This window comes from Duganella sp. SG902 (assembly GCF_013376005.1).
Taxonomy (GTDB): Bacteria; Pseudomonadota; Gammaproteobacteria; order Burkholderiales; family Burkholderiaceae_D; genus Rugamonas.
In genome coordinates, this window is sequence record NZ_JABMJK010000007.1 from 200,668 (window position 1) to 222,634 (window position 21,967).

Below are 21,967 nucleotides of genomic sequence, written 5' to 3' on the forward strand. Positions count from 1 at the left end.
TCTCATGCAATCCTTTACCGAAGCTATCTTCAGGTTGTTTGACGATCTTGAGGCACGCCTCGCGGCAAGCGGTTTGCCGGCCGGTGCCGTACGCGCTTACCTGTTCGGTGGTTGTGCCGTGCACATGTATCAACGCAATCGTGTGAGCGAAGATCTTGACGCGGAATTTGACTACAATCTCATTCATCGTGATGACGTGTTGCTGGTGCTGAGCGAATTGCCTCCGGTCGCCTATGACCATCCTGTGATGGGCTTATCCAAGTTGGCTTTCGATCATCGGTTCAATACCACGCTTTGTCCATTGCATATGGATTATCAGGACCGTGCTACACAATTAAAGCGAGCACTGCCATCGCCACTGACGATATGGCTGCCAAATCCTATGGATGTTGCGATTTCCAAGCTTGGCCGTTTATCGACGGTAGATGTCGCGGATATTTTGGTCTTGTTACAGGATCCTGCTGCCTCTTGGAATGAGTTTGAGCGGTTGGCGACCGAGGCTTCGCAATATTATGTCGGCAGGGATTTAACCGGCACGATCGCTTATGTCAAACTCCAGTGGCAAAGGAGGAATGGTGATGTCACCGGCACAGAAGATGTTGAATGAGATCGCGCAAAACGGACTGCACGGCGTCGACCGGGAGTATATTATTTATCTTGCGAAAGCTATCTGGTACTACGATTTGCGGCCCGATATGGGAGCACTGGAAGGGCCGTTTCGTAATGACGTAGGCTACTTTGCAGACTCGTTGGGCCATTTTAGTGTGCTTTCGAAAGAACAAAAGCACGCGCTGCGGGCTCCCTTGCTGCCGTATAAGCCAGCATCGGCTTGCGATGACCCGGACCTCAACGATCCGCTCGCGCGGGAGTGGCACGCCAGCTGCGACATCATGCCCTTTTTTGCCGACATTCTTCAATTCCAGACGCGCCACTACGCGGCCGGTTGGGGGCGGTAGTTTTTTTATCTTCTTCAGGGAACTTCGTTTTCGCCTCGCGGGTCTAATCACAGCAAGTTGAGCTGTGTATCGCTACCCTGGGGGATGATATGGACCTGATCAAACACCTGGCGGGACTGCTTGCGGTCGCCGCCAGCTGCTCCGCCGTTGCCGCGCCTTTGCTGTCGGAAGGCTTCAATGATGTCGCCGCGCTGCCTGCCGATGGCTGGGTGTTCATCAACAACAGCTCGCCACCCGGCAGCACCGGCTGGTTCCAGGGGAATCCGGCATTCTTCCCGGCCGCGTCCGGGCCGGCGGACTCATATGTCGCGGCCAATTTCAACAATGCCGCCTTCGGTGGCGCGGTCAGCAACTGGCTGCTGACGCCGGAGCTGCCGCTGGTCAACGGCGAATCGCTCAACTTCTCCCTGCGCCTGCTGGGCCAGGGCTTGCTCGACCGCGTGGAAGTCTATTTCAGCGGCGCCGGCGCCAGCACCAACGTCGGCGCCGACTTCTCGCTGCTGGCCGCGTTCGAATCCGCGACCGATACCGGCTGGCGGGACCGCAGCCTGACGCTCACCGGCCTGGGCGCGCCGGCCAGCGGCCGCTACGCCTTCCGCTACGTCGTCGACGACACCAGCCTCAACGGTAACTATGTTGGCGTCGACAGCGTCAGTGTCGACGTCAACGCCATCCCCGAGCCCGGCACCGTGGCGCTGGTGTTCCTCGGCGCGCTGGCGTTGATGGCGCCGCGCCGCCCGCGGCGGTCGCGCGGGCTGTGGCTGCTGGCGGGCGGGCTGGCGGCCGGCGGCGCGGCGGCGCAGACCGGGCCGGATGGCTTGATGAGCTTCCCGCACGTGCGGGTGGAGGCGCAGCCGGCCGCGTCGTCCATGCCCGGGCAGGGCGGCTTCATGGCCTACAAGGACCCAGTCACCGGCCAGCTGACCGGCCCCATTCCCGAGCAGGCGGCCTTGCTGACGGCGGCGGCGCGGGCGCCGGCGCCGCTGGTCCGGCAAGCGCGTCCCGCGCCGCGCGCCGCGCACGGCGGCGTCAGCCTCATGCTGGACGACCGCCAGGCCCGCTATGCCGTCGCCCGCAAGGCGGCGGACGGCAGCATCGCCGAGAGCTGCGAACCCCTGTCGGGAGAACTGAAATGAAATCCCTGCTCACCTCCATCGGTATGGCGGCCGTGATGCTGATGTCGTCCGTCAGCTGGGCCGCCGCCACCATCACCATCGTCAACGGCGACCCGCCCGGCATGGGCTTCAACGATCCCACGGCGGTGGCGCCGGTGGGCGGCAACAGCGGCACCACGCTGGGCGCCCAGCGGTTGAACGCGTTCCAGGCCGCCGCCAGCAAGTGGGGCGCGACGCTGGACAGCGGCGTGACGATCCGCGTGCTGGCCACCTGGGACGCCTTGCCCTGCACCGAAACCGCCGCCGTGCTGGGCAGCGCCGGCGCGCTGGAAGTGTTTGCCGATTTCACGCAGGCGCCGCAGCGCAACGCCTGGTTCAGCAAGGCGGAAACCAACAAGCTGATCGGCTTTGACGCCGATCCCGCCACGCCCGACATCCGCGCCCGCTTCAACGTCAACCTGGGCCAGCCGGGCTGCTTCACCGGCTCGCCGTTCTACCTCGGACTGGACAACAACCACGGCCCGAATACCGACCTGGTCACGGTGCTGCTGCATGAGTTTGCCCACGGCCTCGGCTTCCAGACCTACACCGACGACCAGACCGGCGAGCTGCTGGCCGGCATCCCCAGCATCTGGGATTACTTCCTGCTCGACACCAGCACCGGCAAGGTGTGGAAGGACATGAGCAATGGCGAACGCGCCACCTCGGCGGTCAAGTCGGGCAAGCTGGTGTGGAGCGGCGTGCAAGTCACCAATGCCGCGCAGGTCGTGCTGCGGGCCGGCACGCCCATCCTCACCATCCTGGCGCCGCCGCCGGTGGCGGGCGTGATCCAGGTCGGCACCGCCGCGTTTGGCCCGCCGCTCGGCACGCCCGGCCTGACCGGCGAGGTGATGCCGGTGGTGGACACGCCGCCCGATCTGGGGCTGGCCTGCGCGCCGCTGTCGGCCGTCAACGCGCTGGCGGTCCGGGGCCGGATCGCGCTGGTCGACCGCGGGCAATGCACCTTCGTCATCAAGGTGCGCAACCTGCAGGACGCCGGCGCCATCGGCGTGATCGTGGTGGACAACGTGGATGGCGCGCCGCCGCCGGGGCTGGGCGGGGCCGACCCCGGCATCCACATCCCGGCCGTGCGCGTCACGCTGGAAGACGGCCTGCTGCTCAAGCAGGCGCTGGCGCGGCGCACGCGCACGCATTCGGGGCTGTTCGCCAACCTGGGCGTCAACCTGGCGGTGCGCGCCGGCACCGACGCGCTGGGACGGGTGCTGATGTATGCGCCGCGGCCCAACCAGCCCGGCTCCTCGGTCTCGCATTACGACACCAGCGCCACGCCCAACCAGCTGATGGAGCCGGCCATCAATGCCGACCTGAGGCACGAGGTCAGGCCGCCGTACGACCTGACCTTCCCGTTGTTGAAGGATATCGGCTGGTAGCCCGGATGCGCCGGCTCAGGCCGGCGCCGTGGTGACGTACTCGAAGATGCGCTCGGCGCAGTCCTCGGAGATGGTCAGGAAGCGCGCGCCGTTGCGGTAGCGCCCGTGCGTGCCGATCGGGGCGCTGTGCACCACGGTCAGCGTGATCTCGTTGCGGATGGCGCTGCCGGGGAAGCTGAAATGCAGCACGAACTGGGCGCCGGTGGGCATGGGACGATCGCTGACAAAGGCCACGCCCATGCGCGCGATATCGATGATCTGCACGGTGAGCGGGTGTTGTCCATGGCTGTCGGTGATGTAGGCGTCGACCTGCAGCAGGCGCCGTACATGCTCTCGTCTGGGGTCCGTCATTGTCGGGGATGGCCTCTAAAAACGCTAGTATGACAGATCCGCCGGCCAAGCCGCCAGGGCCGTGCGCTGCCGTACATACGGCCGTTGTGTTGTTTGCTACGTTGGCGGCATGACTACGCCACTCTATAAACAAATCGACCGCGTGCTGCGCAAGGTGTTCGGCATCGACGCGCTGCGCGACGGCCAGCGCCGCGTGATCGACAGCGTCCTGGCGGGCCGCGACACGCTGGCCGTGATGCCCACCGGCAGCGGCAAGTCGCTGTGCTACCAGTTGCCGGCGCGCCTGCTCAAGGGCTTGACGGTGGTGGTCTCGCCGCTCATCTCGCTGATGAAGGACCAAGCGGAAAAGCTGGAGGAGGCCGGCATCGCCAGCGCCGCCCAGGTCAACAGCAGCCTGTCGCGCGGCGACGAGCAGGAGGCCCTGCAGGCCATACAGGACGCCGGCAAGGACATCGTCTTTTGCACCCCGGAGCGGCTGGCGACGGCCGAATTCCAGCAGCTGCTGCGCAAAACCGGCGTCGCCCTGCTGGTGATAGACGAAGCCCACTGCATCTCGCAATGGGGGCACGACTTCCGCCCGGCCTACCTCGAGATCGGCGCCGCGCTGGCGGCATTGGGCCAGCCGCAGGTGCTGGCGCTGACCGCCACCGCCACCGACGACGTGATCGACGATATCCGCGCCCAGTTGGGCCGTCCCGCCATGCGGGTGGTGAACACCGGGATCTACCGCCCGAATCTGCAGTACCGCGTGCGGCAGGTGACCAATCCGGACGAAAAGAACGCGGTCCTGCTGGAACTGGTGCGCGGGACGCCGGGCGTGGGCATCGTCTACGCCGCCACCGTCAAGGCGGCCAAGGAGGCGTATCAGCTACTGGCGGACGCCGGCGAAAGCGTGACCCTCTACCACGGCCGGCTGAAGGCGGCCGAGCGCAGCGACAACCAGGAATTGTTCATGAACGGCGAGCGCCGGGTGATGGTGGCCACCAACGCCTTCGGCATGGGTATCGACAAGAGCGACACGCGCTTCGTCATCCACCTGCAGGTGCCGGGCAACCTCGAGGCCTACTACCAGGAATCGGGCCGCGCGGGCCGCGACGGCGAGGACGCCGAATGCACGCTGCTGTACTACCACGACGACACGCGGCTGCAGAAATTCTTCCTCATGAAGAGCAAGGCGCCGGATGAAAAGCATGAACTCGACCGCGAAAAACTCGAACGCATGATCGCCTACGCCCAGAGCGGTTTTTGCCGCTGGAAGCTGCTGCTCGATTACTTCGGCGACCCGGTGCCCGGTTTTGAACGCTGCTGCCGCTGCGACAACTGCCTGTCGCCGCCGGTCATCTCAGGGGAGGACGTCGAACAACAGCAGCTGGGTGACTTGCGTCTTGCTGAAGTTGTCGTCGGAGATCAGCACCAGGCTGGCGTGGCCGTTGGCTAGGCGCGGGCCGAACGCCATGCCCTCCAGATTGTCGACGATCGGCAGTTTCAGGTCGCCCACATCCAGCACCAGCCGCTTCTTCACCAGCTGGTAGCTGGCGTCCTTCAGCGTCGGCAGGTGCTGGACGTCGGTGGCGCCGTCGGTGTCGATCTCGTAGATGCGCACGTAATCCTTGTACGAACCGTCATCGGCCTGCACGCCGGAGCGCTCCATCACCAGCATGCGGCGCTCGCTGAGCGACAGGATTTCCGAGATGCCGTTGTCGGCGTACTTGCCTTTGCCGGGCGTGGCGGGAATCGCCTCCAGCGGATAGGCGTACTGCCCCAGCACCGTGCCGTCGCGCGTGAAATGCGTGATGCGGTTGACCGCGCCCTGCGACGGCGTCGGCTCCGGCCCGTCCTGATACAGCGGACCTTCCAGCGCCACCCACAGCGTGCGGCCGTCCGGCGTGAAGCTGAGACCCTCGAAGCTCTGGTTATTGCGCGGGCCGGACTTGTGCTCCTTCGATACCGTGAACAGCGGCGGCAGCGGCAGCGTGTACTGATAGCGGCCGTCCGGCGCGGCGCGGCGGATAAACGGATCGAGCGACAGCGCGACGTCGCCCTCGCTGCCGTACCAGATGCTGCCGTCGCGCGGATCGACGCGCACGGTTTCCAGATCCGGCACCACGCCGTTGCTGCGCTTGGACTCCTCGCGCGACGGGTAGGTGGTGCCGTCCGGCTGCAGGAAGATGCCCACGCCCGTCAACTGCACCGATTTGAACGATTGCGCGTCGTAGGCCAGCTTGGCGCGGTAGTAGCGCGCCGGATTGAATTGCGAACGGTCGTCGCTGATCATCACCCATTCGTCGTGGGCGGCGTCGTAGTCGATGCCGGACAGCCCGCCGACCATCGTGCCCTGGAATTGCTGGCGCCATGGCAGGCGCTGTTCACCGATGAAGCGCAGGCCGGAGACCGTGAGATCCGGGATCGACGGCTTGGTCGGAGCGAAGGGCGCGCAGGCGCCGAGGGCCAGCGTGCAGGCGAGGGTGATGAGCGTCTTTTTCATGGACGCGCATCATACCATCAGTTGCTGCTGCATTTCGGACAAGTTCCCTTGATGAGAAAGTCGATTTCCTGCGTGTGGAAGCCGGCCGGCAGCTTGATCTTGCGCGGCAGCGCGACGTCGGTGAAGCAGGTCACCTGTTCGCACTTGGTGCACTGGAAGTGCGCGTGTTCGTGCGCGTGATGGCCGGCGCCCGCGCTGAAGCGCCACACCTGGTCGGCGCCGGGGATGCGGTGGATCAGCTCATGCTCGGTCAGCCATTCCAGCACGCGGTACAGGGTGACCGGGTCCATCTCGGCGTGCGCCTGCTGGGCGAGGTGGGACTGGATCTCGTGATGGGTCAGCGATTTATCCTGCGTGAGCAAAAAATCAAGCACCAGCACGCGCTGGCGGGTGACGCGCGCGCCGGTCGAGCGGATTTGAGATTCGGCGATGGAGGTTTGCATCCCGCCATCTTATCACGCTAGAATACCGGCCATGATTCGCCGCCTCCCCATAGTTCATGTGTTGCTCGCGCTTCTGCTGCTCCTGACGCAGCAGATCGGGGTGACGCACGCCTATACCCACTGGAGCGGCGCCGAGCAGCAAAATGCCCAGCTCATTGGACAACTCTCCGACGAGGACCAGGCCGAGCATCGCAAGCGCGTGGCCGTCCACAAGGTCTGCGCCGAATGCGTATCGGTGGCCCAGATGGGCGCCGCCATCACCAGCTCCCCGCTGACGCTGGCCATCTCCACCCTCAGCACCGGCCCGGTCAGCATGCCGGCCACGCTGGCCGCCTGCGAGCGGACCACCTGCGTCTTCCAGTCCCGCGCTCCCCCTCTGGCCTGACACCCAAAATCCGTCCCGAGTTTTGAGTTATTCGCCGCCGCGCGCCGCAAGGTCGTGCGGCGCGAGCTGTCATCCATTTTGCTAGAGGTTTTTATGAAGATTCAACGCACGCTGCTGGCCAGCGCGATCCTGTCCGCCTATTCGCTGGCTTTCGCCCAGACGCCGGTCGTTCCCCAGGTGGTCGTGACGGCCAACCCGTTCGGCAATAGCGCCAACGACCAGATCCTGACCCCGGCCAAGGTGCTGGCCGGCGATGAGCTGCGCGACAAATCCGGCAGCTCGCTGGGCGAGACGCTGTCGCAGGAGCTGGGCGTGTCGGCATCCGCGTTTGGCGCGGGCGCGTCGCGCCCCATTATTCGCGGCCTGGAAGGCGCGCGCGTCAAGATGCTGGAGAACGGCATGGCCGTCTCCGACGTTTCCGGCCTGTCCAACGACCACGCGGTGGCGGCGGAAGGCGCGACCGCGCAGCAGATCGAAATCCTGCGCGGCCCGGCCGCGCTGCTGTATGGTTCGGGCGCCATCGGTGGCTTGGTCAACGTGGTGAACGAGCGCATTCCGACCGCGCTGGAACCGAAGCTCACCGGCCAGATGGAGGCGCGCGGCAGCACGGTCGACAGCGGCCGCAACGCGTCCGGCACGCTGGACGGCGCGGTCGACAAGCTGGCCTGGCACATCGACGGCAACCTGCGCAACGCCGATGACTACAACACGCCGGTCGGCCGCCTGGCGCATTCGGACACGCGCTCGCGCACCGGCGGCATTGGCGGGTCCTACATCGACAACTGGGGTTTCGTCGGCGTTTCGGCCTCGCGCCTGTCCAACGTGTACGGCATTCCGAGCGCGGAAGGCTCGAAGATCGACCAGAAGCAGAACCGTTTCGACATCGACAGCTTGGTGAAGTCGCCTTTTGAGGGCTTCGAGACCTTCAAGTTCAAGGCCGGCTACACCGACTACAAGCACGCCGAGATCGGCGAGGACGGCGCGCCCGAAGTGCTGTTCAAGAACCGCTCGCTGGAAACGCGCTTCGAGCTGACCCACAAGCCAATCGCCGGCTGGCACGGCACCTTCGGCGTGCAGACCGAGAACACCAACTTCTCCGCATTGAGCGCGGAAGGCGGCCCGGATACCGTGCCGGTCACGCATTCCACCTCCAACGCCGCCTTCCTGGTGGAAGAAACCGACTTCGGCCCGGTCAAGTTCAACGCCGGCGGCCGCGTGGAGCGCGTCAAGCGCGAGCCGGTGACGGGCGTGAACCGCTCGTTCAACCTGCAATCGGCATCGGTGGGCGGCCAGTGGCCGTTCGTGCACGGCTACGCGCTGGGCGCGACCTTCTCGTATGCACAGCGCGCGCCTTCCACCGAGGAGCTGTATTCCAGCGGCCCGCACGACGCCACCGTCACCTTCGACATCGGTAACGCCGATTTCAAGAAGGAGACCTCGCGCAATATCGAGATCAACGTCCAGAAGACCACGGGGCTGGTGCGCTGGAAGGCCAACGTATTCCGCAACAAGGTCAGTGATTTCATCTACGGCCATATCACCGGCAATCTGCTGGACGAAGAGGGCAATCCCGGTGATGAACTGCGCGAACGTATTTTCGAGCAGGCCGACGCCACCATCCAGGGCGCGGAAGCGGAATTGGAATACAACCCGACCGGCGCCGGCTGGTCGGGCCGCGTGTTTGCCGACACCTCGCGCGGCAAGCTGGAACGCGGCGGCAACCTGCCGCTGCAACCGGCAACCCGCGTCGGCGTGAGCACGGCCTACAAGATGGGCCCATGGCGCGCGGGGTTGTCGCTGGTGCATGCGCAGTCGCAGGATCGTCTTGCATCGTTTGAAACCACCGACACGCCGGGCTACAACCAGTTGAACGCCAACGTGTCGTACGTTCAGAAAGTCGGCGACTACGACCTGACCTGGTTCCTGCTGGCGAAGAACCTCACCAACGAGGAGATCCGCGTATCGACCTCGGTCTTGAAGGATATCGCGCCACTGCCAGGCCGTAACGTGGTGTTCGGCGTGCGCGCCAAGTTCTAAACGTGCAGGCTGTCGAGGATGGCGGCCTTGAGCTGGGCCGCCTCCACGTCGCCGCGCTTGCGCGGGGCGGGGCCGGGATGAAACTCGGTCAGGCCGCCATCCAGCAGGACGATGCGGTCGCTCAGGTAGAGCGCCTCGTCGATATCGTGCGTCACCAGCAGCACGGTGAGCTTGTGCTGGTAGGCCACCTTCAGCAGCAGGTCCTGCAGCTTCATGCGGGTGAAGGCGTCGACGGCCGAGAAGGGCTCGTCGAGCAGCAGCACGCGCGGTTGTGTGAACAGGCCACGCGCGATGGCGGCGCGTTGGGCTTGTCCGCCGGAGAGCTGCTTCGGCAAGGCGTGGGCATGGTCTTGCAGCCCGACTTCGGCCAGCAGCCGTGTGACCAGGCGTTGCGAGGCCAGCGCGTTGCCGCTGTCGAAGGCGACGTTCTCCGCGACTGTCAGCCATGGGAACAGGCGCGGCTCCTGGAAGATGAAGCCGATGTCGCCGCTCGGGCCTTTCAGCGGCGCACCGCCTACTTTGATCTCGCCTTTGAAGTTGCGGTCCAGTCCCGAAGCGATGGACAGCAAGCTGCTTTTGCCGCATCCGCTGGCGCCAATCAGGCTGACGATCTCGCCTTCCTGCAGCTGCAGGCTGACGTCGCGCAGGACGGTGCGGGCGCCGTAACGCTTTTCTTCAACGTGAATATCGAGTGCAATGCTCATGCGTAGCTGTCGCGCCATGCCAGGCTGCGTTTTTCAATGGCGGCCATCAGCGTGTCGCTGATCTTGCCGAGAATGGCCAGCAGGAAGATGGCCGCGAGGACGATGTCGGCACGGCTGGTTTCGCGGCCGTCCGACAGCAGGTAACCCAAGCCTTTGCTGGCGGCGATCAGTTCCGCGGCCACCATGAACATCCATGCGAGACTCAAACCGTTGCGCAAGCCGGTCAGGATGGCGGGCAGGGCGGCCGGCAGCAGCACGCGCCTGGTCAGCGCGACATTGGATAAGCGGTAGAGCCGCGCGACTTCAATCAGCTTGCGGTCCACGCCGCGTATGCCGGAAGCGACGCCCATGTAAATCGGGAAAAAGGCGCCGATGGCGATCAGCACGATCTTCGGCGCCTCGTCGATGCCCAGCCAGAGCAGCAGCAGCGGCACCCACGCCAGCGAAGGAATGGCGCGCAAGGCCTGGAAGGTCGGATCGAGGATCGCCTCGGCGCGGCGGCTCAAGCCCACGGTTGCGCCGAGCAGGATGGCGAGCAGCGCGCCCGCGATGAAGCCAGCCGCCACGCGCGCCGTGCTGGCGGCGATGTGGCCAAGCAGTCCTTGTGCGCCAAGGTCGCGCAGCGTGTCGAGGATTTGTGTTGGCGCCGGCAGCAGGTTGGATGGAATCAGTCCACCGCGCACCGAAAGCTCGATCGCCAGCATGGCCGTCACCGGCAGCAGCAAGGCAAGCAGGATGCGCCGCGCGCGCTCCCCGGCGGCGCCGCGTGGCGCTGCCGCCACCTTGGCCTGCGCCAGTTGCGCCGCCGCCGCGATGGCGTGGCGGCGCTCTTGCCGGGATGGGGCGGCTGTCGGGGTGGCCAGTTGGCTGCTCATCGCCGCCGCTCCTAGGCCCGGGCGATGTAAGGTTGGGCGAAGCGCGTATCGACCAGCTCCGCGATGGCGCGGTTCAGGTCCGTATCGGCCTTCACCAGCGACTCGTCTTTCAGAATCGGTGCGGCCACCTGTAAGGCCTTCACATGCTCGCTGCCCGGCTGCGGATTGCTGAAATCACTGCGCAGCTTCACCTGAAGCAGCGCCACCGGCAGCGACACCTTGGCTTCCTCCGACAGGATCTTGGCCGCCTCGCTCGGATTGGCCCGTATCCATGCGCGCGCTCTTTCATAGGCCTTGATTACGCGCGCCACTTCCGCCGGCCGCGTGGCCAGGAAGTCCTCGCGCACGTTCAGGAAGCCGTACGTATTGAACGCCACGTTCCGGTAAATCAGCTTCGAGCCGGATTCCAGCTCACTGGCCGCCATGTGCGGATCCAGGCCCGCCCAGGCATCCACCTTGCCTTGCTCCAGCGCCGCGCGGCCATCCGCGTGCTGCAAGCTGACGTGTTCAATATCGCTGCGCTTCAGGCCAGCCGTCTGCAAGGAGCGCAGCAGGAACAGATAAGGATCGGTGCCCTTGGTGGCCGCGACCTTCTTCCCCTTCAGGTCCGCGACAGAGCGAATGCTGGAATCCTTGCGCACCACCAGCGCCGTCCACTCTGGACGCGAGAAAATGTAAGGTGTCTTGATCGGATTGCCGTTAGCCTTGGCCAGCAAGGCCGCCAGACCGGCCGAGGAACCGATATCGATACTGTTCGCATTCAGATATTCCAGCGCGCGATTGCTGCCGGCGCTGAGTACCCAGCGCACCTGCACGCCATCGGCCTTGAAGTCCTCTTCCAGCCAGCCAAAGCGCTTGAGCACCAGGCTGGCGGGCGAATAGTAAGCATAGTCGAGCCGCAACTCCTTGAGCGGCGCCGCGGCGACCAGCGAGACAGGAAAAAAGCCGGCAACGGCGGCGCTGCCGGCCGCCAGTTTCAACAGGGTTCTGCGCTTCATGTTTTCCTTGAGTGAGGCATGGATGCTTTAAGTATTGCATCCGCGCCTACCCGAGTACACGAAGAAATCCGGCTTTATATAGTCGAAAATCGCATCAAGCCAGGGCTTCCGCAGGGCCGAAGAACTCATAGTAAGTCTGCGACGACGGCACGCCCAACTCGGCCAAGTGCGACTTGATGGCCTTCATGAATGGCGTAGGGCCGAGGAAGTACGCTTCCAGGTCGCGCGTCACCGGCAGCCACTTGGCCAGATGCTGCGAATTCAGGTAGCCGGTGGCGTCAGGCTGCGGTGCTTTCTCGTCGGCGCTCTCATAGCAGTAGAAGCGTTGCAGCTGCGGGTGCTTGGCCGCCAGCGCATCGATATGATCGCGGAAGGCATGCACGCCGGCGTGGCGCGCCGCGTGAATGAAATGCACCGGACGGTTGCTGGTCAGCGCCGCCGTCAGCATCGCCAGGGTGGGCGTGATGCCTACGCCGCCGCTGATCAGCACCAGCGGCTTGTCGCTGTCGGCCAGCACAAAGTCGCCGGCCGGCGGGAACACATCGATGCTGTCGCCCACATTCACCTGATCGTGCAGGAAGTTCGACACCAGGCCGCCTTGCTCGCGCTTCACGCTGATGCGATAGGTGGTGCCATTCGCTGCCGCCGACAGCGAATACTGGCGGCGCTGTTCAGTGCCGTTCACCTTCACCGCCAGGCCGATGTACTGGCCTGGTTTGTGCGCGACCACCTTGCCGCCATCGGCCGGAGCCATTACGAAGGACGTGATCTCGTCGCTTTCAACGGTCTTGGAAACCACCTTGAAGGCACGGGCGCCGCGCCAGCCGCCTTCCGCCTGTTCGTTTTGCTTGTAGATGCCTTCCTCCGCGCCGATCAGGATGTCGGCCAGTTGGCCGTAGGCCGCCGCCCAGGCCTCGATCACCGCGTCAGTCGCCACTTCCGCACCGAGCACCTCGCGGATCGCCTTCAGCAGCGAGGCGCCGACGATGGGGTAGTGCTCCGGCTGGATCTGCAGCGAGACGTGCTTGTTGATGATGGTGCTCACCAGCGGGCCGAGATTCTCCAGCTTCTCGATATTCTTCGCGTACATCAGCACCGCATTGGCCAGCGCGCGCTGCTGCGTGCCTTCCGTCTGATTCGCCTGATTGAACAGCGACTTCACTTCCGGATAGTCGCGGAACATGGTCTGGTAGAAGTGGCGCGTCAGGGCTTCGCCGCCTTGTTCAAGAATGGGAACGGTGGCGGTGATGATGGCTTTATGTTCGGTGCTCAGCATGATGTTCTCTCGGTCGTTATGAAGTTTTGACGTAAAGAAGTATATCATATGAATGTTTAAATGTGCGGCAAGCGCCGTCAAAAACTTTGACGGCGCATCAGTCGGGGCTTAGAGATCGAACTTCAGTTCAGCGACGTAGGTGCGTTGCGGGTAAGGGTGGAAATTCCAATATTGGTAGTTATTCAGGTTGTCCACGCCCAGCGCCACGCTCCATTGCCGGTTGATGCGATAGTGCAGGCGCGCGTCGGCGGTGAAGTATTTGCTGGAGCCTTGATAGGCAAAGCCGTTGACGTCCGAATTATCCAGCGTTGAATACTGCCTGCCGCTGTAGCGTGCCGCCAGCGTGGCTGACAACTTGTCGTCGAAGGCGTAGGTCGCCACGCCGGTCGCCCGCCATTCCGGAATACGCGGCTGCCATTTGCCGACACTGCCGGGCGCCTTGTCGTTGCGGATAATTTTGGAATCCGTCCACGTCAGGCTGGAACTCACGTCCAGGCCGAACAACTTGGTCGTGTATGAAATCTCCAGACCCTTGGTGCGTATCAGGTCCACGTTCTGGATATTCGTGACCACTGGCAGCACCAGCACGTTGGTCTGCGAGTACAGCGCGTCCGTGGTGCGCTCGCCAAAAGCCGTCAGGCGTAGATAGCCTTCCTCCAGTTTGCGCTCGCCGCTCAGCTCCGTGGTCCATGATTTTTCCGGCTTGAGATTCGGATCGTTATTGGTCAACTGGCCGGCCGCGTTGACGCCACCCTGATACAGCTCGGACACCGTCGGCATGCGCACCGCGCGGCCCAGCGACGCTTTCAGCAGCCAATCCTCGCTCGCTTGATACGCCAGCGCGGCCTTGGGCGAAACATAATTCTCGGTGCGCTCCGCATGCCGTGCCGCCGCCGTGGCGTTGGCGGTGACGCCGTCGTGCGCGTGCCAATGCTCGAAGCGCGCGCCCAGCACCGTCTTCCAATGCGGAGCGAACTTCCACGTATCCTGCGCATACAAGCTGTTGGTTTCAGTCCGGCCGGCGAAACGCGAAGTCGGATTGCCGACTGGCGCGCCGTCGATCCAGTTGTCGGTCGGCGTCTCGGTGCTGCTTAGCTTATAGGCTTCGCGCTGGTAGCCAAATTCCGCGATGTGCGCGGCATTCGGACGCCACACACCCTTTGCCGCCAAGGTGTTCCAGCCGGTGCCGCCCTGATTCACCAGCCGCCCCTTGCCGCCGTCGAGCGCGGCGGGCAGCGCGATGGTGGCGGCGCGCAGCTGGTCCTTGTCGTAGTCATACAGGCTGGCCGCGACCTCCCAGTCGAACACGCCCCTGGTGTTGGTCTTCAGCGTCAGGCCGTGCATGACGTGCCGCAGGTCCTCGTTGGATAGATTGAAATCGGTCTGGCCCAGCGTGTAGCCACGGCCATCGATATTGATCGCGCCGCTGTACACCGGCTGTCCGGCGGCATCGCGCAGATAGGAATTCGGACGGCCCTCGGAATTGTTACGCCACAAGCCGAAGGTATAGGTGGCGCGCATGGTCGGGGAAAAGTCGTAGGCGAGTTTCGCCTTGAGCTGTTCCTGCACCGTGTGATACTGCGTGGCGGCGCCCAGCAGATACCATGGATTGTTGTTGCGATCGAGGCCCGCCACCGCGCCGGTCACCGGCGCGCCGCCGCCAGCGGCACCAGCGCTGAGCAGGCGGGTAGGGAAGGTCAGCGGCTGGCCTTCGCTGTCGGTGCGGCTCAAATCGATAAACCACGACCACGCGCCAGCGCGGTCGCCCAACGCGAAATTGCCTTGCTTGCCGTCGTATTTGTCATCGCTGCCGTACAGCTTAAATGGCTGATGGGTGAGCGTCAGCTTGGCGTGGGCTTCAAACGTGGTCGGCATGCGGGTGACGTAATCGACCACCGCGCCGACCGAGTTGCCGCCGTAAGCCGCGGAGAAGGGGCCATACAGCACATCGACACGTTCGATTTCCTCGGGGCTGACCATGCCCCAGCGCGGCGCGAAGGTGGCGCCATTGCCCAGATAATTGGACAGCAGGATGCCATCGGCGTACACCATCGAGCGCGCGCTGTTGCCGGTGCCGGAAGCGCGCGTGGACAGCACGGCGTGATTGTAGTCGCCGATGTAGCGCTTGCGGACCAGAAGGCTGGGCAGGTACTTCAGCGCATCCTCGGCATCGGTGGCGTTGATATCGCGCTCGATATCCTCCCGGGTGATGCTTTCAATCGTGGTGGGGATCTGCGTCGGCAGCGAAGTAGGGCGGGTGCCGACGATGTTGACGGTATGCGGTGCTTCCTCGGCGTGGGCGGTCGCGAAGACAGCCAGCAACGCCAATGCGAGCGGGGACATAGTGGTTTTCATGGTATTCCTGATGATGCATATGAACGGCCGCAGGCCACGCGGGCGTGGACTGCGGAATAAAGCGAACGATCAGGAAAGGGCGGGCGGCCCGCGCGGACTGGCGGTGCTCCAGGTATGAAGCGGTTGCGGCGCGGTGTAGAACAGCGGTGGGTAGAAATCATGGCCGCCGATGACGGCGAAGCCGCTCAAGGCCGGCGGCTCCAGGGCCGGGGCGCCGCCGTGCGTGGCGCAGTAGGGGCAATGCTCCATGCCGTGCATGGTGTTGGACGGCGCCTTCTTGGTGGGGCCGTCCACCGAGCACATCTCCGACAGCACGCTGGAGGTGGACGCGGCCAGCGCGTGCGACACCGTCGGCGCGAGCGCGGCAAACAGGACGGCCAGCATGGCGATCCATAAGTGCAGCGTCTGGCGTCGTAGGGTCTTGAGCATGCGTTAATTATAAAGCAAAGTTGCTGCGCGCTGGAAATTGAGAATGAGAAGTGTTATCATTCACGGCATTCCAAACATCAATATTCTTCACATGCCTGAATTCAAGTTGACCGCGCTGGCTGCCGCTGTATCCGTCTTGCTGGCGCCGGCCGCGCAAGCCCAACAAACCGACGACGCGCCGATGGAAACCATCCAGGTGTCCGGCAGCTGGCTGGGTTCCGGCCTGCAAAACAGCGTCAAGAATTTTGCCGGCGCCCGCACCGTGGTTGGCAAGGAAGATATCGCTGAAAGCGGCGCCGCCAACATCGGCGACGTGCTGCGCCGCATTCCGGGCGTGCAGGCAAGCGACAACTCCGGCACCGCCGGCAGCGCGATATCGCTCAACATCGGCGTGCGCGGGCTGACCGGGCGCTACTCGCCGCGCTCGACCGTGCTGCTGGACGGCATCCCGCTGGCGGTGGCGCCCTATGGCCAGCCGCAACTGTCGTTCGCGCCGGTCAGTCTGAACAATATTGAATCGATCGACGTCGTGCGCGGTGGCGGCGCCGTGCGTTACGGCCCGCAAAACGTCGGCGGCATCATCAACTTCCGCAGCCGCGAGATCCCGCAGGGCGAGGGCCTGAGCGGCGACGCCTCCATCCGCTACAACGACTTCGGCCAAGGGGGCAGCAACCGCCAGTACAGCGCCTTCGTGGGCGGCACCGCCGCCAGCGGTCTCGGCGTCGCGCTGATGTATTCGGGCATGGAAGGCACCGAATGGCGCGCCGGCAGCGACGAGCGCGTCAACGACGTCGCCGTGAAATTGCGCTATCCGCTGGACAGTCACAGCGAGGTCTACGGCAAAGTCTCGTACTACGACGTGCTGTCGCGCACGCCGGGCGGCCTGACCGTGGCGCAATACCGGGCCGATCCATTCCAGAACACGCGGCCGACCGACTTCTGGAGCGGCGACCGCAAGGGCGTGGACGTGGGCTACCTGAACACCATCTCGGCCACGCAGGAATTTGAAGTCAAGGCGTATTACAACGAAAGCTTCCGCCAGAGCTCCCTGATCAACGCGGCCAGGACCCAGCTCACCTGGCAACCGCGCAACTACAAAGTGACCGGCATCGAGCCGCGCTACACCCAGCGCTTCAACGCCGGCGGCCTGACGCATGACGTCACGGTCGGCTACCGCTATCTGCGCGAGCGTGGCGACGACAACAACTTCATCCAGACCGTGGCGACAGGCGTGAACGGCGCCACCACCACCTTCATCAACAGCACCGACGCGCACGCGGCCTACATCGACGACCGCATCGCGCTGGGGGCATGGCGCGTCACGCCGGGCGTGCGCTACGAGAAAATCTCCTCGACGCGGGACGACGTCGGCGCCAGGTCCAGCTTCGAGACCGACAACAACAAAGCCTTGCCATCGCTGAGCGTGGCGTATCTGGTGAACCGCGACTTGACCGTGTTCGCCAACTACACCACCTCGTTTGGCGCGGTGCAGAACACGCAGCTGAACTCGCAGACGCCGGCCAATCCGCTGAAGCCGGAACTGGCGAAGACCGCCGAAGTGGGCGCGCGCTGGAAGAGCGCGTCGCTGAGCGCGGAAGTGACCGCGTTCAAGCTCAAGTTCGACAACCAGATCGCGCAGGTGCCGGGGATCGTTCCGGCGACCTTCCAGAACATCGGCGCGACCAAGCACGACGGCATCGAGACCGCGCTCGACTACAGCTTCGACCAAGCCAGCGCGCTGGCCGGCCTGAACGTCTACGCCAACTACACCTACACCAAAGCGATACAGGAATCGGGCGCGACGGCGGGGCTGGACGTGCCATTCTACTCGCGCAACACCGACACCCTGGGGGCGCGTTACCGCGTTGGCGCCTGGACCGCCAACCTGTTGAGCACGCATCAAACCAAGCAATATTCGGACACGGCCAACACGGTGGCGGAAGCGGCCAACGGCGGCGTCGGCCTGATCCCCGGTTTCCGCGTATGGAACGCGCAGCTGTCGTGGAAGCCGGGCGCGTACGAAGTGGCGGCGGGCGTCAACAACCTGGCGGACAAGCGCTACTACACGCGCAACGTCGACGGCAACGCCGGCCGCATGACTGGCGCCCCGCGCACCGCCTACCTGCAACTCCGCGTCACCTACTAAATCCGGGGTCAGGTCCTCCATTTCTACACGAGCACAGCGCTAGTGGCCGTATTTTTTGACGGCACGCCCGGCTGTAGCAAGTGAGACGTTGAAATGGCGGGCGATGGCGGTCAGGGTGTAGGCGTTGCTGCGGTAGGCTTCGGCTATGGCGAGGTCACGGTCGGGAAACTTCGCCTGATAGGCCGGTAAAGGCAGGTGCACCGCGCTGCGATGCAGTTTGCTGATGCCGCTGTCGGCCAGCGGGAGCGCAGGCGCTTGAAGCTGCTGGATGAATTGCTTGCTTCCCAGGATTAATTGACGGTAAGTGTTGGCCAGAGGAGTTTTCGCGCCAATGCCGGCCAGCACGAACTCGCGGTAGGCCTCCTGCGCCGCGTGCGCCTGTTGGCCGAACTTGGCGAGCAACCAGCCTATCTCCAGCCAATCTGGCGGCGATGCCGTCAGCGACGTCAGCAGGTAGCTGCTCCAGCGCCATTCGCCCGGGTCACGGACCAGGCCGGCACGCACGGGATTCAGGACGATGTACCGTGCCAACTCCAGTAAATAGCTCTCCTTGTCCACGAGAATGGCTTTGTAACGGCCCTGGAACACATGGCCCGCCAACGCGTGGCGGCGATTGAAATATTGCGAGTACACACCGTTCAGCTGGCGCATCCCGCTTGCCAGTTTGCCTTCCATGGTCTCAACCAGCAGATGGTAGTGATTGTTCATCTGGCAGAAGGCGTGGATGGCAAAGTCGAACCGCGCGCACACTTCGCCGAGGGTTTGCAACCACATCAAGCGGTCGGTGTCGTCATAAAAGATCGCCGCCTTACGGTCACCTCGACTGGTGACATGGTATAGCGCGCCGGGGAATTCGAGTCTGAGCGGTCGAGTCATGACCACAGGGTAAGCAGCCATGCGCCCTCGATGATTGTCCTAAATCAGAAAAGTTCCGTTTACAGACGAGGCCGTGTAGAAATGGCGGACCTGACCCCGGAGTTTGCGTAGGACTAAGATGACATTTTGCAATGTTCGTAGCCTACATAGGACTACAAAGTGCTCCTATACCGGCAGTTTAGGTCGCTGCGTATAGTGTCTACATCAACTGGACAGACACTCACAGGGGCATATGATGAATGCGATCCATACTTCTTCCGCCGCGCCACAGCAGTCGATCAGCCTGATCGGCGCGCAACAGAACGATTTGCTGCGCGCCTTGTCGCGCGATGATTTGCTGGCCTTGTTTAATGACTTGGAATTGGTCACCTTGCCAGAAGGGAAGCATCTGTTCGATTTCGGTGACGCCATCGACTACACCTATTTCCCCACCAACGCCATCGTTTCCCTCCAGTATGTGATGGAGGATGGCGCCACCACCGAGATCGCCGTCGTCGGCCGTGAGGGGGTGGTCGGCGTGGCCCTGCATCCGACCGAACGCGCCAGCTACGCCGCCGTGGTGCAAACCGCCGGCTATGGCTATCGCCTGAAAACCTCGGTGCTGCGCGAGGTGTTCTATACCGGCGGCCCGCTGGCCCAGCAATTGATGCGCTATACCAGCATGATGTTCGCCCAACTGGCGCAAAGCGTGGCCGGCAGCCGTCATACCAGCATCGAGCAGAAACTGTGCCGCTGGCTGCTGGAACGCCTCGATCGCTCGCTGAGCAATGAGTTGAAGGTTACCCAGGAAATGATCGCCAATATGCTCGGTGTGCGCCGCGAAAGCATCACCGGCGCCGCCGGCAAACTGGCCCAGGAAGGCTTGATCACCTATCGTCGCGGTTGCGTTACCGTGCTGGACCGTGAGGGCATGGAGCGCCGCGCCGGCAGCTGCTACCAGGGCCGTGCCGCGGTGGCGGCCAGCCCGGCGCAACAACGCTACGCGGCGTGAGGATTCAGTGCAGGACGCGGGAAGGCGGGTCGATCAGGAAACCGTCAAATTCCCGTCGCGCCGGCATGCGCGCCGCCAGGTCCTGGTCCAGCTTGCGCTGCACCAGCTTGTGCCAGGCGCTGGCCCAGCGGGCCGCCAGCAGGGATTCTTCGGCCGAACGCGCGTAAAGCGTGCGTTCCACGGCAATTTTCTGTCTTTGCAGGGCGTAGCTGGCGGATATCAAGGTAGTCATGGCGTAGTTTGACTGGCTGGTTGATCGGCGATGCAGTGCCATTGTGCCCGTGTCGACCCCGTCCTGAATGTGCGCCACTTCACCCATAACGATGAGAAATCGAACTCAGCCGTGTAAAATAGATGGGCTGTTGCATTTTTGCATCGTTTCTTGTCGGATTTTTCCCTGAATGTGGTCTTCCCAAATTTCTAAAAACGCGTTGGCGGGCCTGACCACGTCGTTCGCGCTGGTTCCCGAATGCATCGCTTTCGCGCTGGTGGCGCATTTGAATCCGCTCACCGGTTTGTACGGGGCTTTCTTTATCTGCACCATCACCGCGATCTTCGGCGGCCGCCCGGGCATGATTTCCGGCGCCGCCGGTTCGATGGCGGTGGTGATCGTGGCCCTGGTGGCCCAGCATGGCCTGCAGTATTTCCTCGTCACGGTGGTGTTGAGCGGATTGATCATGCTGCTGTTTGGCGTGCTGCGGCTCGGCAAGCTGGTCAGCATGGTGCCGCATCCGGTGATGCTGGGCTTCGTCAACGGCCTGGCGATCGTGATCGCCTGGTCGCAGCTGCAGCACTTCAAGGTCGATGGCGCCTGGCTGCGCGGCCCCGCGCTGGCCTGGATGTGCGGCCTGGTGGCGCTGACCATGGTGATCGTCTATCTGCTGCCGCGCCTGACCAAGGCCTTGCCGCCAGCGCTGGTGGGGATTCTGGGCGTGGGCGTGCTGTCGCAGCTGCTGCACCTGCCGGTGCGCACGCTGGGCGACATGGCCAACATCGCCGGCGGCTTGCCGCAATTCGCGCTGCCCGATGTGCCGCTGAATATGGATACGCTGCGCATCGTGCTGCCTTACGCGGCGCTGATGGCGGTGGTCGGCCTGCTGGAAACGCTGCTGACTTTTAATCTCACCGATGAAATCACCGAAACGCGCGGCTTGCCGAACCAGGAGTGCGTGGCGCTGGGCGTGGCCAATGTCACCTCCGGCCTGTTCGGCGGCATGGGCGGCTGCGCCATGATCGGCCAGACCATGATCAACCTGAGTTCCGGCGGCCGCACCCGCGTCTCGGGCGCGGTCAGCGGGATAATGATTTTACTGTTTATATTGTTTCTATCGCCGCTGATCGAGCGCATTCCGCTGGCCGCGCTGGTGGGCGTGATGTTCGTGGTGGCGCAGCAGACGTTCGCGTGGAGCTCGCTACAGGTGCTGGGCAAGGTGCCGCGCCATGACGCCTTGCTGATTATCGTGGTCACCGCGATTACCGTCGCCACCGACCTGGCGATCGCGGTGCTGTGCGGGATCGTGATCGCGGCGCTGGGCTTCGCCTGGCGCCATGCGCGCGAGATCCGCGCCGACGCGGCCACCGTCGACGACGTCAAGACCTACACGCTGCACGGCACGTTATTCTTCGCATCGGTGGCCCGCTTCAACGATTTGTTCGATCCGCAGGGCGATCCCGGGCAGACCGTGCTCGATTGCCGCCATCTGCGCCTGGCCGATCATTCGGCCGTGGTGGCGGTGGCCACGTTGAGCGAACGCTACGCGCGCGCCGGCAAGACCCTGCAAGTGCAGCACCTGTCCAAGCGCTGCGCCACGCTGCTGCAACGCTCGGGTGTGATGGCTACGGTATGAAGTAATCGTCCAGTATTTGCTCAACAGAGTAGGGGAGCTGCGCTGGGAAGGAGTTGAGATCCAGTCCGGTTTCCGATGCCGCCCTGTATCGGGTGGTCTGGTAGCAGTCCAGCGAGAACGGCTGCACCGAAGCGCGCATGCTGGGGGCATCCTTGAGCAAAAACGCGATTCGGCGGCGCTGCTCTCGCAGATGGATTTGCGCATCTATCCATAGCACCAGATCGTCGTCGTAGCTCGGGCCGCTGCGGGATTGAACCAGCGTTTGCAT

22 protein-coding genes are annotated in these 21,967 nt (G+C 63.9%); 10 read left to right on the forward strand and 12 right to left on the reverse strand.

Annotation, left to right across the window (positions count from 1 at the left end):
• Positions 1-4 precede the first annotated feature (4 nt).
• The 4 genes from FHW83_RS17060 to FHW83_RS17075 all read left to right on the forward strand — a co-directional run bounded on the left by FHW83_RS17060 (position 5) and on the right by FHW83_RS17075 (position 3,501).
• Complete coding sequence (locus FHW83_RS17060; protein WP_176647538.1) at positions 5-607, forward strand: DUF6036 family nucleotidyltransferase; 603 nt, start codon at positions 5-7, stop codon at positions 605-607.
• Positions 597-956 carry a hypothetical protein gene (locus FHW83_RS17065; RefSeq protein ID WP_176647539.1) on the forward strand — a complete coding sequence of 120 codons (360 nt, stop codon included), beginning with the start codon at positions 597-599 and terminating at the stop codon, positions 954-956. The genes FHW83_RS17060 and FHW83_RS17065 overlap by 11 nt, the downstream gene beginning before the upstream one ends.
• Positions 957-1,045: 89 nt before the next feature.
• A complete protein-coding gene (locus FHW83_RS17070; RefSeq protein WP_176647540.1) occupies positions 1,046-2,092 on the forward strand; it encodes a choice-of-anchor J domain-containing protein in 1,047 nt (348 codons plus the stop codon).
• Positions 2,089-3,501: a PA domain-containing protein gene (locus FHW83_RS17075; RefSeq protein WP_176647541.1), complete on the forward strand. Its 1,413-nt coding sequence runs from the start codon at positions 2,089-2,091 to the stop codon at positions 3,499-3,501. The genes FHW83_RS17070 and FHW83_RS17075 overlap by 4 nt, the downstream gene beginning before the upstream one ends.
• A 15-nt stretch (positions 3,502-3,516) precedes the next feature.
• On the opposite strand, the gene FHW83_RS17080 is transcribed toward FHW83_RS17075, so the two are convergent.
• The gene (locus FHW83_RS17080) at positions 3,517-3,852 is read right to left on the reverse strand and encodes a PilZ domain-containing protein (RefSeq protein WP_176647542.1); all 336 of its coding nucleotides are present in this window, start codon (positions 3,850-3,852) and stop codon (positions 3,517-3,519) included.
• A gap of 109 nt (positions 3,853-3,961) precedes the next feature.
• Between FHW83_RS17080 and FHW83_RS17085 the strand changes: the two genes are divergently transcribed.
• Positions 3,962-5,290, forward strand: a complete 1,329-nt coding sequence (locus FHW83_RS17085) for an ATP-dependent DNA helicase RecQ (protein WP_176647543.1) — start codon at positions 3,962-3,964, stop codon at positions 5,288-5,290.
• Here FHW83_RS17085 and FHW83_RS17090 read toward each other — a convergent pair.
• Both FHW83_RS17090 and FHW83_RS17095 read right to left on the reverse strand, forming a co-directional pair.
• Positions 5,195-6,337 carry an esterase-like activity of phytase family protein gene (locus tag FHW83_RS17090; protein ID WP_176647544.1) on the reverse strand — a complete coding sequence of 381 codons (1,143 nt, stop codon included), beginning with the start codon at positions 6,335-6,337 and terminating at the stop codon, positions 5,195-5,197. The two genes, FHW83_RS17085 and FHW83_RS17090, sit on opposite strands and share 96 nt — an antisense overlap.
• Positions 6,338-6,354: 17 nt before the next feature.
• The gene (locus FHW83_RS17095) at positions 6,355-6,780 is read right to left on the reverse strand and encodes a Fur family transcriptional regulator (protein ID WP_176647545.1); all 426 of its coding nucleotides are present in this window, start codon (positions 6,778-6,780) and stop codon (positions 6,355-6,357) included.
• A 58-nt stretch (positions 6,781-6,838) separates the two neighbouring features.
• On the opposite strand from FHW83_RS17095, the gene FHW83_RS17100 reads away from it, so the two are divergent.
• Both FHW83_RS17100 and FHW83_RS17105 read left to right on the forward strand, forming a co-directional pair.
• A complete protein-coding gene (locus FHW83_RS17100) occupies positions 6,839-7,165 on the forward strand; it encodes a hypothetical protein (protein WP_176647546.1) in 327 nt (108 codons plus the stop codon).
• A gap of 93 nt (positions 7,166-7,258) precedes the next feature.
• Positions 7,259-9,202 carry a TonB-dependent receptor gene (locus FHW83_RS17105; RefSeq protein ID WP_176647547.1) on the forward strand — a complete coding sequence of 648 codons (1,944 nt, stop codon included), beginning with the start codon at positions 7,259-7,261 and terminating at the stop codon, positions 9,200-9,202.
• Here the strand turns inward: FHW83_RS17105 and FHW83_RS17110 are convergent.
• The 6 genes from FHW83_RS17110 to FHW83_RS17135 all read right to left on the reverse strand — a co-directional run bounded on the left by FHW83_RS17110 (position 9,199) and on the right by FHW83_RS17135 (position 15,839).
• Positions 9,199-9,906 carry an ABC transporter ATP-binding protein gene (locus FHW83_RS17110; RefSeq protein WP_176647548.1) on the reverse strand — a complete coding sequence of 236 codons (708 nt, stop codon included), beginning with the start codon at positions 9,904-9,906 and terminating at the stop codon, positions 9,199-9,201. The two genes, FHW83_RS17105 and FHW83_RS17110, sit on opposite strands and share 4 nt — an antisense overlap.
• Positions 9,903-10,781, reverse strand: coding sequence for an ABC transporter permease (locus FHW83_RS17115; RefSeq protein WP_176647549.1), 879 nt, complete (start codon positions 10,779-10,781; stop codon positions 9,903-9,905). The genes FHW83_RS17110 and FHW83_RS17115 overlap by 4 nt, the downstream gene beginning before the upstream one ends.
• An 11-nt stretch (positions 10,782-10,792) precedes the next feature.
• The gene (locus FHW83_RS17120) at positions 10,793-11,779 is read right to left on the reverse strand and encodes an aliphatic sulfonate ABC transporter substrate-binding protein (RefSeq protein ID WP_176647550.1); all 987 of its coding nucleotides are present in this window, start codon (positions 11,777-11,779) and stop codon (positions 10,793-10,795) included.
• Positions 11,780-11,873: 94 nt separating this feature from the next.
• Complete coding sequence (gene hmpA, locus FHW83_RS17125; RefSeq protein WP_176647551.1) at positions 11,874-13,055, reverse strand: NO-inducible flavohemoprotein; 1,182 nt, start codon at positions 13,053-13,055, stop codon at positions 11,874-11,876.
• 108 nt (positions 13,056-13,163) lie between these two features.
• Positions 13,164-15,410: a TonB-dependent receptor gene (locus FHW83_RS17130; protein WP_176647552.1), complete on the reverse strand. Its 2,247-nt coding sequence runs from the start codon at positions 15,408-15,410 to the stop codon at positions 13,164-13,166.
• A gap of 69 nt (positions 15,411-15,479) precedes the next feature.
• The gene (locus FHW83_RS17135; RefSeq protein WP_176647553.1) at positions 15,480-15,839 is read right to left on the reverse strand and encodes a DUF2946 domain-containing protein; all 360 of its coding nucleotides are present in this window, start codon (positions 15,837-15,839) and stop codon (positions 15,480-15,482) included.
• Positions 15,840-15,930: 91 nt separating this feature from the next.
• Here FHW83_RS17135 and FHW83_RS17140 point away from each other — a divergent pair, with 91 nt between their 5' ends.
• Positions 15,931-17,985 carry a TonB-dependent siderophore receptor gene (locus tag FHW83_RS17140; protein WP_176647554.1) on the forward strand — a complete coding sequence of 685 codons (2,055 nt, stop codon included), beginning with the start codon at positions 15,931-15,933 and terminating at the stop codon, positions 17,983-17,985.
• Positions 17,986-18,024: 39 nt separating this feature from the next.
• Here the strand turns inward: FHW83_RS17140 and FHW83_RS17145 are convergent, their stop codons facing one another.
• Positions 18,025-18,882 carry a transposase gene (locus tag FHW83_RS17145; protein WP_229224230.1) on the reverse strand — a complete coding sequence of 286 codons (858 nt, stop codon included), beginning with the start codon at positions 18,880-18,882 and terminating at the stop codon, positions 18,025-18,027.
• 214 nt (positions 18,883-19,096) lie between these two features.
• Here FHW83_RS17145 and FHW83_RS17150 point away from each other — a divergent pair, with 214 nt between their 5' ends.
• Positions 19,097-19,852, forward strand: coding sequence for a Crp/Fnr family transcriptional regulator (locus tag FHW83_RS17150; RefSeq protein ID WP_176647634.1), 756 nt, complete (start codon positions 19,097-19,099; stop codon positions 19,850-19,852).
• Between the two features lie 4 nt (positions 19,853-19,856).
• Here FHW83_RS17150 and FHW83_RS17155 read toward each other — a convergent pair whose 3' ends face one another.
• Positions 19,857-20,084, reverse strand: coding sequence for a hypothetical protein (locus FHW83_RS17155; RefSeq protein ID WP_176647555.1), 228 nt, complete (start codon positions 20,082-20,084; stop codon positions 19,857-19,859).
• Between the two features lie 169 nt (positions 20,085-20,253).
• Here FHW83_RS17155 and FHW83_RS17160 point away from each other — a divergent pair, with 169 nt between their 5' ends.
• The gene (locus FHW83_RS17160; RefSeq protein WP_176647556.1) at positions 20,254-21,699 is read left to right on the forward strand and encodes a SulP family inorganic anion transporter; all 1,446 of its coding nucleotides are present in this window, start codon (positions 20,254-20,256) and stop codon (positions 21,697-21,699) included.
• On the opposite strand, the gene FHW83_RS17165 is transcribed toward FHW83_RS17160, so the two are convergent.
• The gene (locus FHW83_RS17165) at positions 21,689-21,967 is read right to left on the reverse strand and encodes a DUF29 family protein (protein WP_176647557.1); all 279 of its coding nucleotides are present in this window, start codon (positions 21,965-21,967) and stop codon (positions 21,689-21,691) included. The genes FHW83_RS17160 and FHW83_RS17165 overlap by 11 nt on opposite strands.

Coding starts and splice junctions, on each gene's coding strand:
- FHW83_RS17060 (WP_176647538.1), top strand. CDS start 5: ATGCAATCCTTTACCGAAGCTATCTTCAGGTTGTTTGACGATCTTGAG.
- FHW83_RS17065 (WP_176647539.1), top strand. CDS start 597: ATGTTGAATGAGATCGCGCAAAACGGACTGCACGGCGTCGACCGGGAG.
- FHW83_RS17070 (WP_176647540.1), top strand. CDS start 1,046: ATGGACCTGATCAAACACCTGGCGGGACTGCTTGCGGTCGCCGCCAGC.
- FHW83_RS17075 (WP_176647541.1), top strand. CDS start 2,089: ATGAAATCCCTGCTCACCTCCATCGGTATGGCGGCCGTGATGCTGATG.
- FHW83_RS17080 (WP_176647542.1), bottom strand. CDS start 3,852: ATGACGGACCCCAGACGAGAGCATGTACGGCGCCTGCTGCAGGTCGAC.
- FHW83_RS17085 (WP_176647543.1), top strand. CDS start 3,962: ATGACTACGCCACTCTATAAACAAATCGACCGCGTGCTGCGCAAGGTG.
- FHW83_RS17090 (WP_176647544.1), bottom strand. CDS start 6,337: ATGAAAAAGACGCTCATCACCCTCGCCTGCACGCTGGCCCTCGGCGCC.
- FHW83_RS17095 (WP_176647545.1), bottom strand. CDS start 6,780: ATGCAAACCTCCATCGCCGAATCTCAAATCCGCTCGACCGGCGCGCGC.
- FHW83_RS17105 (WP_176647547.1), top strand. CDS start 7,259: ATGAAGATTCAACGCACGCTGCTGGCCAGCGCGATCCTGTCCGCCTAT.
- FHW83_RS17110 (WP_176647548.1), bottom strand. CDS start 9,906: ATGAGCATTGCACTCGATATTCACGTTGAAGAAAAGCGTTACGGCGCC.
- FHW83_RS17115 (WP_176647549.1), bottom strand. CDS start 10,781: ATGAGCAGCCAACTGGCCACCCCGACAGCCGCCCCATCCCGGCAAGAG.
- FHW83_RS17120 (WP_176647550.1), bottom strand. CDS start 11,779: ATGAAGCGCAGAACCCTGTTGAAACTGGCGGCCGGCAGCGCCGCCGTT.
- hmpA (WP_176647551.1), bottom strand. CDS start 13,055: ATGCTGAGCACCGAACATAAAGCCATCATCACCGCCACCGTTCCCATT.
- FHW83_RS17130 (WP_176647552.1), bottom strand. CDS start 15,410: ATGAAAACCACTATGTCCCCGCTCGCATTGGCGTTGCTGGCTGTCTTC.
- FHW83_RS17135 (WP_176647553.1), bottom strand. CDS start 15,839: ATGCTCAAGACCCTACGACGCCAGACGCTGCACTTATGGATCGCCATG.
- FHW83_RS17140 (WP_176647554.1), top strand. CDS start 15,931: ATGCCTGAATTCAAGTTGACCGCGCTGGCTGCCGCTGTATCCGTCTTG.
- FHW83_RS17145 (WP_229224230.1), bottom strand. CDS start 18,882: ATGGCTGCTTACCCTGTGGTCATGACTCGACCGCTCAGACTCGAATTC.
- FHW83_RS17150 (WP_176647634.1), top strand. CDS start 19,097: ATGAATGCGATCCATACTTCTTCCGCCGCGCCACAGCAGTCGATCAGC.
- FHW83_RS17155 (WP_176647555.1), bottom strand. CDS start 20,084: ATGACTACCTTGATATCCGCCAGCTACGCCCTGCAAAGACAGAAAATT.
- FHW83_RS17160 (WP_176647556.1), top strand. CDS start 20,254: ATGTGGTCTTCCCAAATTTCTAAAAACGCGTTGGCGGGCCTGACCACG.
- FHW83_RS17165 (WP_176647557.1), bottom strand. CDS start 21,967: ATGCAAACGCTGGTTCAATCCCGCAGCGGCCCGAGCTACGACGACGAT.